11 protein-coding genes are annotated in these 12,172 nt (G+C 58.4%); 1 reads left to right on the top strand and 10 read right to left on the bottom strand.

The features are described from left to right. Nucleotide 1 precedes the first annotated feature (1 nt). The 7 genes from radC to IPP95_15035 all read right to left on the bottom strand — a co-directional run bounded on the left by radC (nt 2) and on the right by IPP95_15035 (nt 6,414). Nucleotides 2-715: a DNA repair protein RadC gene (gene radC, locus IPP95_15065; GenBank protein ID QQS72468.1), complete on the bottom strand. Its 714-nt coding sequence runs from the start codon at nt 713-715 to the stop codon at nt 2-4. A 119-nt stretch (nt 716-834) separates the two neighbouring features. After that, complete coding sequence (locus IPP95_15060; GenBank protein QQS72467.1) at nt 835-1,089, bottom strand: 30S ribosomal protein S20; 255 nt, start codon at nt 1,087-1,089, stop codon at nt 835-837. A gap of 109 nt (nt 1,090-1,198) precedes the next feature. Further along, nucleotides 1,199-2,359 carry an exopolysaccharide biosynthesis polyprenyl glycosylphosphotransferase gene (locus IPP95_15055; GenBank protein ID QQS72466.1) on the bottom strand — a complete coding sequence of 387 codons (1,161 nt, stop codon included), beginning with the start codon at nt 2,357-2,359 and terminating at the stop codon, nt 1,199-1,201. 133 nt (nt 2,360-2,492) lie between these two features. Continuing rightward, nucleotides 2,493-3,242, bottom strand: coding sequence for a WecB/TagA/CpsF family glycosyltransferase (locus tag IPP95_15050; GenBank protein QQS72465.1), 750 nt, complete (start codon nt 3,240-3,242; stop codon nt 2,493-2,495). Beyond that, nucleotides 3,239-4,258 carry an NAD(P)-dependent oxidoreductase gene (locus IPP95_15045; GenBank protein QQS72464.1) on the bottom strand — a complete coding sequence of 340 codons (1,020 nt, stop codon included), beginning with the start codon at nt 4,256-4,258 and terminating at the stop codon, nt 3,239-3,241. Before IPP95_15045 ends, IPP95_15050 begins: the two co-directional genes overlap by 4 nt. A gap of 4 nt (nt 4,259-4,262) precedes the next feature. Next, the gene (locus IPP95_15040) at nt 4,263-5,405 is read right to left on the bottom strand and encodes a glycosyltransferase (GenBank protein QQS72463.1); all 1,143 of its coding nucleotides are present in this window, start codon (nt 5,403-5,405) and stop codon (nt 4,263-4,265) included. A 22-nt stretch (nt 5,406-5,427) separates the two neighbouring features. Further along, complete coding sequence (locus tag IPP95_15035; GenBank protein QQS72462.1) at nt 5,428-6,414, bottom strand: hypothetical protein; 987 nt, start codon at nt 6,412-6,414, stop codon at nt 5,428-5,430. Nucleotides 6,415-6,608: 194 nt separating this feature from the next. Between IPP95_15035 and IPP95_15030 the strand changes: the two genes are divergently transcribed. Further along, a complete protein-coding gene (locus IPP95_15030) occupies nt 6,609-9,359 on the top strand; it encodes a hypothetical protein (protein QQS72461.1) in 2,751 nt (916 codons plus the stop codon). Between the two features lie 153 nt (nt 9,360-9,512). Here the strand turns inward: IPP95_15030 and IPP95_15025 are convergent, their stop codons facing one another. The 3 genes from IPP95_15025 to IPP95_15015 are packed head-to-tail and all read right to left on the bottom strand — an operon-like array spanning nt 9,513 to nt 12,135. Further along, nucleotides 9,513-10,016, bottom strand: coding sequence for a serine acetyltransferase (locus IPP95_15025; GenBank protein ID QQS72460.1), 504 nt, complete (start codon nt 10,014-10,016; stop codon nt 9,513-9,515). 5 nt (nt 10,017-10,021) lie between these two features. Beyond that, nucleotides 10,022-10,780, bottom strand: a complete 759-nt coding sequence (locus IPP95_15020; GenBank protein ID QQS72459.1) for a glycosyltransferase — start codon at nt 10,778-10,780, stop codon at nt 10,022-10,024. Nucleotides 10,781-10,839: 59 nt separating this feature from the next. Then, nucleotides 10,840-12,135, bottom strand: coding sequence for an O-antigen ligase family protein (locus tag IPP95_15015; GenBank protein ID QQS72458.1), 1,296 nt, complete (start codon nt 12,133-12,135; stop codon nt 10,840-10,842). Nucleotides 12,136-12,172 lie beyond the last annotated feature (37 nt).

Below are 12,172 nucleotides of genomic sequence, written 5' to 3'. Positions count from 1 at the left end.
ATCAGCTCATTTGTCCATTGTCCGCAAAGCTGTAGTAGCCCCCAGCGGTGATGATGATGTGATCCTGTACGATGATGTCGAGCATACGGCCGCCCTCCACCAGTTTCCGTGTGAGACGAACGTCCTCCTCGCTCGGCCGCAACTGGCCGCTTGGATGGTTGTGGGCCACCACCATGCAGGAGGCGCCACGTTCCAAGGCGCAGCGAAAGATGACCTTGGGGTCCGCCACGGTGCCGTGCAGGCCACCTACGCTCACCCGGCGCACCTCGATCAGGCGCAGGCCCCTGTCCAGTAATAGCACCCAGAATTCCTCATGCGGAAGGTCGGCCAGCTTCGCGCGAAGTTCCTCATGCACCTGCGCACTGGTGCTGATCCGTGGCCGCTCCCGTTGTTCCCCGGTCCGGCGCCGCAGGCCCAGCTCAAGCGCCGCCACGATGCTCAGGGCCTTGGCCTCCCCCACGCCTTTGCGCTTCATCAGGTCCGCCGGGGTGAGGGCCGCCAGCGCGTTCAGGTCGTTCCCTGTCTGCTTCAGCACCTGTTTAGCCAGTTCAAGCGCACTTTGGTCCGGTGTGCCGGAGCGGATGAGGATGGCCACCAGTTCAGCGTCCGACAAGGCCTTCGCGCCCTGCGCCAGTAAACGCTCGCGTGGACGGTCCCCTTTGTCCCATTCAGGAATGCTGAGCCGTGGTTTAGGGGTAGGGCCTTCCGTTTCCATGTATGAGCCAAAGATGCCATGAAATCCGGAACCTACGGTGCGCAAGAACGCTGACCAAGGGCCTGAAATGCGAACAGGTCCCCGAAGGACCTGTTGCGGAAGAAAAATGATTGCGGGGCCTACTTCAGTTCGGCCACGTGCTTCTGAAGGCTGCTCTTGAGGTTGGCGGCCTTGTTCTTGTGGATGATGTTGCGCTTGGCCAGTTTGTCCAGCATGCTGTTCACCTTGGGCAGCAGCTCTTCGGCCTCCTTCTTTTCGGTGCTGGCGCGGATGTCCCGCACGGCATTGCGGGTGGTCTTGTGCTGGTAGCGGTTCCGTTCGTTGCGGCTCTCGCTTTGGCGGATGCGCTTGATGGAGGACTTATGATTGGCCATGTTCCTTTTCCGGATAGGGGCGGCAAATATAAGCTGCTTCGCGGTTCCAGCAAACTTCCGGTTGAAATCAATGGGCACGACCCTCTTTTTTCGCCTTGGGAGGGCCGCCTCAGAAGGCCATGTCGTCCTTACCGAACATGTTGGTCACGGTCTTCACCACGATCTTCAGGTCCATAAGGAATGACCAGTTCTCCAAGTACCACACGTCGAGGTCCACCCGCTTCTCCATAAGCTCCGGCGTACGGGTCTCCCCACGGAAACCGTTCACCTGGGCCCAACCCGTGATGCCTGGGCGGACGAAATGGCGCACCATGTACTTATCAATGATGTCGCGGAACTGGTCGTTCAGCTTCAGGGGGTGCGGGCGTGGCCCCACCACGCTCATCTGGCCCAAGAGTACATTGAAGAACTGGGGCATCTCGTCCAAATTGCTCTTGCGTAGGAATGCGCCCACCTTGGTGATCCGCGGGTCGTTCCGCGTGGCCTGCTTGCTGTCGGCCTCCTCATTCATCTGCATGCTCCGGAATTTGTAGCATGAGAATTTCTTCTTGCGCTCACCCAACCGGGTCTGCTTGAAGAACACGGGACCTTTGGAGGAGAGCTTCACCAAGATCGCGAGGATCGGGAATAGCCAGCTGAAGATGAGCGCGATCACCAAAAAAGAGAATACAATGTCGAAGCCGCGCTTGAGCAGCCGATTACCCTTTCTGTCCAAAGGCTCGTTGCGCAGGCGGCTCACCGGTACGGCACCATGAAAAGTGAGGTCGGTGGTCTTCACCACGGGGATGAAGCTGTCCACGCTCGGTATCACCCGGAAACGGATGGTGTTGCGCTCACAGAATTCCATGAGCTCAGTGATCTCCTCCCTGTATGCCCCGGGCAGTGCACAGTACAGGATATCGATGCGGTTCTGGACCGCGAAGGCCTTTGCGGCCTCGATACCGCCCAACTGGCGTGAGGCTAGCGGCCCGGTGATGGGGCGCTCGTGAAATACACCGCGGAACCGATATCCGCGTACCGTCTGGTCCTCGCAGTATTGAAAGATCTCGTCAGCCGCAGGCCCATCACCGACAATGATCAGGTCCTTGACGGAGGTGAGCGGTTCGAAGGTCATTACGCGGTTCAAACCGTGTTGTACGTTATGGAGCTGCTGTCGGCTGGACCGCAGCAGGGTGGCCAACTCGTGGTTGAGCTCGGTACGGCTGGCACGTGAACCCCGTCCGATGGCGGATGCGGGGTGGACCATGGACCCGGGGTCAATGTTTTCCATGGTGGTTCATTTCTGAGTGGAGCGTTGAAGTGGAGCGAGAGCCAAAAGTATGAATTCGTCGATAGAAAAGTCAAGTTTGTCGATATTTCTTGTTGTTTCGGTTGTTTGACCGCATAGTCGTCGGAATTTTTACCTAACGCTGAAATGATCGTTTGGCATACAGCAACATGAATGCCGTATTGGTGACCAAGTAACGTTTCCACAGCCGTCCGGGTTCGAGCCAGAGCCTGTAAAGCCATTCCAGAGATGCGTTGCGCATCCAATGCGGTGCCCTTTTATCCAACCCGGCATAGAGCAGGAAAGCTCCGCCAACACCAAGCATCACGGCGGGCACCTTACCCTTCATGGCGGCCATCCAGCGTTCCTGTCTGGGGCAGCCCAAGCTGACCATGACGATGTTCGCACCACTGGCAGTGATCCGGTCCACTTCCGCAGCGCGTTCCTCATCGGTGGCTTTCCTGAAGGGCGGAGACCAAGTCCCTGCGATCTGCAAGCCGGGAAACTCTTTCGCAGCACGACCGACGATGGTGTCCAGCACATGTTGTTCCCCGCCATGGAGGAAGATGCTCAATCCTTGGCTTTCAGCCTCCGCCATCACTGCTGGCATCAGGTCGTTCCCGGCCACCCGCACCTGCACCGCTCCGGTGAACTTATTGAGGCTGTTGACGATGGGCATGCCATCCACAGTGGCGAGGTCGGCCCCGTTGACCACAGCAGCGAACGAGGGATCTCCTTGTGCCTCCATACACATATGCACATTCACACAGCAGACATAGGCTGAGCGGTGCTCCTTCCCCATCGCGGCAATGGCCGACACATGGTCTTGAAAGGACCCTATGGATAAGCCCAAACCGAAAATGCTTGCTTTCGGAAGTCCGTTCATGGCCGCGTCTCTCCTTCCTTTTGGCGGGTATCGATCAATTCAGGGCTTTTAGCCGGGGCGCTCTCATTGTCATACCATTTCACCATGGCCTGCACACCCTCTTTCAACGAGTAGGGCGCGGGGCCCAAGGCTTTCGTGGTCCGGTCCATCGGCGTGATGTAATCGCTGGTCATGCTCCGGAAACGGCCGCTGGTGATGGGGAACGGGATCCGTACGGCTTTGAGCACGTCCCCGCCGAACGCCAGTGCCCTCACCATCCATGTCGGGATATAGCGCACCGGCCTGCCTACAAGTTCTTTCGAGACCGCTTCCACCCAGGTCCGCAGGTCTATCGGTTCGTCTCCGACGTAGAATACCTTCCCATTCACAATTTCCGCAGGAGCGATCAAGATCCGCTCGATCTGCCATACCACATTGCCCACGTAACCATACGACCGGATGACCTTGTTCCGGCCGGGATGGAAGTAAAGCCCCTTGCGCATCACCTTGAACAGGACGTCCCGGTACCGTAGGCTCCAGGGACCCCAGATGGTGGTGGGCCGAATGATGCTCCAGACACAGGAAAGGTCCGCTTCACGAGTGGCCAGTTCGCTGAGGCGCTTGCTCTCACCATAAAGCGTGAAGGGCTTGTAATCCTGGTCGTCCTTGGGCTGATAGCCGGCCTCGCAAACGAACTGTGTGCTGGTGACAATGAGGCGTTCGATGCCGGGAGACGCCTTTACGGCCTCCAGCAGGATGGCCGTACCTTCATGGTTTTGCCCGTAAGCGTCGATATCGTCCTGTACGTCGGTGTCCGTACGGGCAGCCAGATGCACCACGTGCGTAGGCCTGAATTCCGCAAAATGCTTGTCCGTCGCCTGCCGGTCCATGATGTCCCAACCCCGCCACCATGGTGCGTGGGCCGGTTTCAAGGGCGGGTTCCAGTCCAAGTTCAGCACCTCGACGCCTTTGTCCAAGGCACTTTGCACCAAGTTGGTGCCGATAAATCCGGATCCACCGGTGACGAGCAATCGCATCCGTTCAGTTCTGTTTTGCGGCGATCACCAAAGCCTCTTCCATGTTCTCTTGGAACCGTTCCAACGTGAACCGCTCCGCAAAGATGCGCCGCCCCTCTTCGCCCATCCGCTTCCGCAACGGCTCGTCACGGATGAGCAACAGCAACTTGGCCGCAAGCGCGGAAGGATCTTCCACCGGCACCACAAAGCCGTTCACGCCGTCCGCAGCCACCGAGGGAATGCCGCGCCAACGAGTGGTGACCACCGGCTTGGCGAACTGCATGGCCTCCAGCAGCACCAGCCCGAAACTTTCCGCCTCGAAATGGCTCGGGAAGCAGAAGATGTCGCATCCGGCAAAGCGCTCGAATTTTTCCATGTCGCGCATCACGCCGAGGAAAGTGACCTTCTCGCCCAGCCCATGATCGGCCACGTAGGTCAGGCATTCCTCCTCGAACGTCCGATCACCCCATCGGCCCATCAGCTCGAGCCGGACATCGGCATCTTGGGCCACCACTTCACAGAACGCCTCAAGCAGTACCCGCACGCCCTTGGAACGGATGAGCACACCGGTAAAGAGGATGACGACCGGCTCACCCGGCGCGGCCGAATGTTCCTGCACGGTCCCGCGCATGTCAGGAATGCCGTTGGGGACCACTTCATCCTGCTTCGCGCCCAAGAGCTTGCCGTCCTCGGGATTCTGCGGCGCGGTCCTTATGGCCATGGCGGCGTTCCGGTAAGCCAGGCGGAAAAAAGGTCGCACCCACCCGGGCAAATGCTGCTCAAATCCGGAAACCCCGCCGGCGTGATAGTGGAAAACCGTCCATTTGAACAGCCAACGCGTGGCGCAGAGGAAAACCACATCCCGCAGCACCGGCACCATGTTTGGGCCGCTGGGCGGATAATAAAGCATCGGCGTTCGGTGACGCAGCCGCGCCCCCCACACGTGAAGGACGGTCGTGAAGAGCACCCAGACTTTGCGCAGGGCGAATTTCCCCACACTGTCCATGTCATCCGAGTAGTTCAGCCGCACATGGAACAGTTTCACACGGACGGGATCCGCTCGCAACAAGGCCTCGATCATGATGGCCTGCCCACCGAAAGGAGGCGGTGTCTGCCCCACCACAAGCACGCGCAAGGGAGCGGTCGTTGGCACGTGTCGGGATTCCATTCGGATCAACGGTCTGGAGGGTTCACCAGTAGCAACCACCTTCCACCTGCTTGGCGAGCGAAGGGGTCTCGTCCGCAGAGGGCCGCACCCAGTGCTCGTTGATCAGAGGATGGCCGTCCCATCTTTTGCCGGTGATGCCGAACATGAACTGGGTGGAGCCGCCGAGATGCACGGCTTTTTTCCCCTGCCTTTTGATGTGCGCCGCTAACGGAAGTCCATAGGCCCCGCAGCCGATGATGGCAATATCGTAGTCCGTGCGGTCGATCTGTTCCTTCATGTGGTCCAACGCATGGAACCAAGTGGGGAAAGGCGAAGGTGTGTTCGCGACGGTCTGGACGGCCTTCACGGTCTTCAGTTCGAAATCCGGCAGCAGTCTCCGGTCCTTGAAGAGCAACGTACGTTTTTCGTACTGGCCGCGAATGGACTTCTCATACGGATGGACCACGAGCACCTTCTTGCCTTCCAACATGCTGCTCCACGGGTCGTTGTGAACGTGCGGCTCCAAGTCAGGCAGCGGCACCTTGACGGCATTCCTCAATTCCTCGGCCACGAACCATTCGTCGCGATGGCAAGTGCCTAGGATGTCGATCAGGGGAATATCAGCCATCATGCGCTCCGCAAATCCTCCCAATGCCTCCTCAGTGGCCGGAAAGAAGCCGGCATTCCGGGGCATGCTCTCGAAGGTATCCGGTTCCCAACCATAGGAGTGGAACCGCCCCGTAATGAACCCTAAATGGTTGAGCAACGAAGGCTTCCTGCCCGTGAGCGCGCAGTAATGGTTCATCACCGCGTTCAATTCCACAATGCCGATACGGGAGATCATGCTGGGCTTGGACGCGAGAAGCTCTTTGCGGATCAGGTCCGATGCCGCTTGGCCAAATACTTCGGCCCCCGCATACGTGTAGCCGAAATGAGATCGCGCAGGCAGCAACCTGGACCACACTTTCCTTCCGAAATGCAACTGCTTCAATGTTGCAGGGCTTGGCCCTGCCTGTCCGTTTCTGTTCATCCCCTTCGCTCGTTCATCGCAAAAATAGCCCGTTGGCATGAGCTGGTCCGCTTTATGACTTCTGGCCCTGTTCGGCACATTCCTACGAAAGAGACCGGAAAAGGGTTGATCGTACCCGTAAAATCCGCATTCGTCGAACTTCTGAAACCATGCCCGGGGATGTTGGTTAAAGGCAGCTGACCAACCTCTTGAACATGCGAGCAGATCTCCTCATCCACACCTGCGCCAAGGCATTCACCTCGGCCCTGCTATTGGCATGCAGCCTCACCGCATCAGCCACAGTCTATTACGTTTCACCGTCTGGCGACGATTCCAACAACGGGACATCCCAATCCACGGCGTGGCAGTCCATCGACCGGGTGAATCAATTGTCATTCAGCTTTCAACCCGGCGACCAGATCCTGTTCAAGCGTGGAGGCGTATTCCGCGGCGAGCTGATCATCGGGAGCAACGGGACATCCGCTCAACCGGTCACCGTCGGGGCTTACGGCAGCGGGGACCTGCCGGTCATCAAAGGAAGTGAGCTCGTCACCGGATGGTCCGTGTACCAAGGCAACGTGTATGTGGCCAACGTGACCGGGCCTGTGGCCCAAGTGTATGTCGGTGGCCAACGCATGATCCCCGCACGGTTCCCAAATAGTGGTTGGCTGCGCAACAGCCAGGGCGGGGGCACGCAGCTCCAAAGTGCCGACCTGGTCCAGCCCGGCGGGTATTGGACCGGGGCCACCGCAGTGGTCCGCAGCTCCAGCAGCTCCTTCGATACGCTTCACGTTTCCAGCTATAACAACGGAACGCTCCACTTCACCAGTTCCACGCTCAACATGGGCAACGATCCCTGGGGATTTTATATGACCGGAAAGCTCGGTGAACTGGACGCTGCCATGGAATGGTACTTCGATAAGTCTGCCCAGAAGCTCTACCTCTGGGCGCCCGGCGGGGCCGACCCGAACAGCCTCACGGTGGAGGCCGCAGTACACCGCACCGGTGTGAACTGCTATTGGCAGCGGCACGACATGGCCGTGGAGGACATCGCCTTCCGCCACCAGTACCTGGCCGGTGTGTTGAACGACGGCGCCTCGTATGTTTCCGTTACCGGTTGCAATTTCCAATGGTTGTACCACGGCATCCGCAGTGCCGGGAGCAACAGCACATACTCGGATAATATCTATAAAAACACCTACGGCACAGCAGCACTGGTCTTCGACGACAACACCGAGATCGCCAACAGCACGTTCACGAACATCGCCACTACCGACGGGCAAGGCGAAAGTACCTGGGGCTATTTCGGTATCCGTACGACCGGCACCGGCATGACCATCAGGAACAACCGCCTGGACACCATCGGATATATCGGCATCATCTCCGATGGCACCGCGCTGATCGAGAAAAACGTGGTACGGCATCCCTTGGCCACCATGAACGACGGCGGTGGCATAGCCATCGACCATGCGGACGGAATAATCATACAAGACAATATCGTGAGCGACCCCATCGGCTCATTCGCCAATGGGGCCCCCTTGGTCGCACCGCACAATGAGCACATGGGCATCGGTATCTACTTCGGGAACACCTCCATCAAGAACACCATCGCGCGGCGCAACACGGTGTACAACTGCCCCCAGGCCGGCATCCATGTGGACCATACGATGGTGACCACGGGCATCCAGATCAAGAACAACGTGCTCTTCAACAACGGCATCCAGATCGTGGTCTCCGACTATTCCAATGCCACCGGAGCAGGCGCCACCCCGCCCTACTATGTGCCCAACTACAACGACGTGTACAGCGGCAACGTGATGTACTGCCTCACCAAGGACCAGCTCTGCATGCTGCAGTACAATACGCACGGCGCAAATCCGGTGGACTTCGGCACCTACACCAACAACCGCTACTTCAACCCCTACAATGAACTGAGCATCAAAGTGATCAATTTCGTTTCCGGGGCACCGCGCTACTATGCGCTGGAGCGCTGGCAGGCGGAGAAGACCGAGGATGCCGGAAGTACGCGGAGCACCGAGCGGCTCGTGCCGTTCACCACCACACAGGAACTCAGCGGCAACTTGGTCCAGAACGGTGCTTTTACCAGCAATGTGAGCGGGTGGACCGGCTGGCCGAACAATGCGCAAGTGACCCGTGTGACCAGCCACTTGGACAACGGTGCGCTGAAGGCCTACCTGCCTGACGACAGCCAGTACCCGAACTTCACGCTGCACAACCCGGACCTGTTCCCCATCGTGGATCAAGCCTGGTACCGTGTGCGCTGCAGCCTGCAGAGCAACACCGAAGGTGACGTGGTGCTCGGCATCAAGGGACAATCCACGTTCTCCAACCCCTACACCACATGGCAACAGGACCTCCCGTTCGATGGTGAGCGCCGCGACCTGGAGATGTACTTCCAAAGCGACCTGACGGACCAGGCGCAGATCCAGTTCATTAACCAGTGGACCGAGCCGATGTATTTCCTGGACAACGTGGAAGTGACCAAAGTGAGCGTGCAGGCGGTCGATCCCGCGCTGCGGAACCAATTGATCGTGAACGACCAGTCCACCGCGCAAAGCTTCAACCTGCCCGACGGATGCTGGGCCGATGTGGACGGCAATGTGCTCAACGGTCCGATCAGCATACCCGCGCTCAGTTCCGTCGCGATCTACCAGTTGCCCGATGATGCTTGCTCCATCACCACCGGCATCACGGACGACGACGCTTCCGCCCATGCCGGGACCATGTATCCCAACCCGGTAATGCGTGGTGCCCCCTTGTATTTCGCACCGGTGACGAACGGCCGATTGACGCTTACTGACCTGCGTGGATCCCTGGTGATGGATACAGCGATCCTCCCTGGAACGGACAGCACCACCTTACCTGCTGGTATCGCTCCCGGACTTTATGTGGCCCGTATGCACGGCGACGACCGATCTGAAATGCAGAAGCTCATTGTCCGTTGAGCAAACATCCAAGAACCGAAAAAGAAAGGCCCGGGCAGATCCGGGCCTTTCTTTTTTATGCGGACCTCGCAAAAACGGGTCGGGAGCGGGGGACCGTGCCTTAGGCACCGAGCAGCGGCAAGGATCGACCGGATCGAACCTGAACCTGTCGATCTACCCCTTCGGGATGATCCGGGCCGGATTACCGATGGCCACATGGCCGGAAGGCACGTCGCGAAGTACTACCGCGGCGGCCCCGATGGCCACGTCATCGCCGATGGTGATGGGGCCGATGATCACGGCGTTTGCGCCGATGTCCACACGGTCACCGAAGATGGGCGCCCGCGTGTAACCGCCCTCCTTGGCCCGTTTGTTCCCGATCGTCGTGCTGTTCCGGACAGTACACCCGGCACCGAAAACAGTGCCGTCGTTGATGACCAGCGCCTGCCCATGATCAATGCGGAAGCCAGGGCCGATGCGCGTTTTCCAAGGCAGTTCAATGCAGAGCATCCATTCGACCATCAGCCTGTACAGCACGAAGAGCGGCAGGAAGAGGATGAAGGTGACGAGGCTCTGCCTCAGCAGATGCATGGTCCGGAACAGGATCATCACAAAGCGACCCTTGGGGTTGCCCTTGTTCGCGCGCCAATCCTGGAATATGCCGTACCGTACAACCATCGGTCTCACTTCTTCCGCAAAGGTGCCACCATCTGATTGAACCACAGCTTGGCCATGCCGGGGAGATATAAACCGGTGCGGACCGATCGGGCCATTACCCTTTCACAGGCGTTGAAGCCGAGCGCCCTGCCCATGCGGTCGCTCTCGCGCAATACAGTCCCCAGTGGATTGGTCATGCTGGCACCGCCCGCGGTGAAGAGCGCCAACACCTTGGGGACATACAGGAACTGGCGCGGGTCCTCGCGCCAGGCCCGCAATGTCCAATGATGGTCACCGCTCACGCGGAACCCCGTGTTGAACGGCCGGCCCTGATAGTAGGAACGGCGGACGAAAAAGCTCGGATGGTTCAACACCATTTCCCAATACTTCAACAAAAAGCCGGAGCGCTTGGCATGTTTCACCTTGCTACTTCCATTGGGATAATTGATAAGGATGTCACCATGCACGATGTTCGTCCCCGTCCGCCCTTCAACAGCCTCCATGGCGCTGCGAACAGCCCCGTCGGCATAGGCATCGTCCGCATTGATCAAGCCCACCCATTCACCGGTGCAAAGGGATACGCCTTTGTTCATGGCATCATAGATCCCTTGGTCCTTTTCACTGATCCAGTAGGTCAACCGGTCCTCATACCTGCGAATGATGTCAAGCGTGCCATCGTTGCTCCCTCCGTCCACAATGATGTATTCGATGTCCGGGAGATCCTGGGCCAGCACGCTCTGAATGGTGCGCTCCAACGTGGCGGCGCCGTTATAAACCACGGTCACGACACTGACCTTAAAACAAGCAGTGCCGCTTTTCCCCTTAGTACGTCTTCCTCCCTCTATCATCTCCTCGCGCTGTCGGTCAACATGTTCATTGCCTTGCTCTCATGGGTCTTCATCACCACCGGCCCCATCATTATGAACACCATGAGAAAGCCGCTGTAAAAGGCGTAGCCGACAATATCGATCTGCCAGGCGAACATCATATATATGAACCCGGCATAGAGCGGTGCCATGGGGCCGTTGGTGAGGTACTGCTTTTGATAGAACTTATATCCGGTCCAGTACACGCCGTACATCAGAAGGATGCCCACGATGCCTTGGTCCACGAGCATCTCCAGAAAGGCGCTGTGGCAATGCAACCGGTATGACCCGGGCTCGCCCCAGAGCTTGGCCACGCTCTCCAAGAGGCGCAAGTGGTATTGGCCATTGTATCCGTTGCCGAAGATCAGACCGCGCCGGTCGTCGCGGAGCCAGTCCGCGATCGCGGTCCAGATATAGGTGCGCCCGTTGAAGGTGGTGATGTCCGTCTTGTCCACCCGCTCCATGATCGCCGCGAACATTGGCAAAGACAAGATCTCATAGATCAACAGGGCGAAGCTCATCATCAGCGGCATGGTGAATAGCGAAACCGTGAACAGGCCCCGCAGGGCTTTCATGGCTTGGGTGAGGAACAGCACGGTGAACACGAGGAAGATCATGAACGACAAGCGGCTGTTTATGCTAAGGATGATGCCGAGGTCGATCACGTACACGCCTGCAAGTGTGAACCATCGCATGGGGTCGGCCTTGAAATTCCGCAGATGGGAGAGCAGCATCAGGTTCACGATGGAGAGCAGGTGGGCCGCATCGTAAATACCCATGGCGAACGGCGGGCTGGCCCTACCGGGGAAGAAGTGGAGCAGGTTGCGCATGCCCAGCCCCATGCCCAACAGGTTGAAGGCCAAATAGGCGAAGAAACCCTTGAGCACCAGCCAGGCCATGTTGAAGTCCGGATCGTTCCGATTGTATGTCTGAACGATCACGGAACTCAGGAAAGGCACATAGAACAGCACGATGAGCAGCATGCCGTTGGCCTGATTGATCACCGGGCTCTTGTAGTGCAAACCGACCAGCACAGAAACACTGATGGAGGTCAATGCGGCCAAGACCAGATAGAACTTACCGTTCACCGCAGGCAGTACGGTCTGGCGGTAGAGCAGATCCAGCACATAAAAGCCCAGTATGAGCAGGAACGGCATCGCACAGATGAAGATCCCGATGGCGAAGCCCCGGTCCATCAGCGCATACGCCCCGTACCCGTACCACGGGAAGGACAGGATGAACAAGGTGTTTATGAGCTTCCTCTTGCTGAGCACGGGCGGAACGGATATTACCGCTGGCCAAGGTAGCCGC

The sequence above is a fragment of the Flavobacteriales bacterium genome, from assembly GCA_016700415.1.
Classification (GTDB): domain Bacteria; phylum Bacteroidota; class Bacteroidia; order Flavobacteriales_F; family PHOS-HE28; genus PHOS-HE28.
This window is presented reverse-complemented; position numbering and strand designations above follow the sequence as displayed.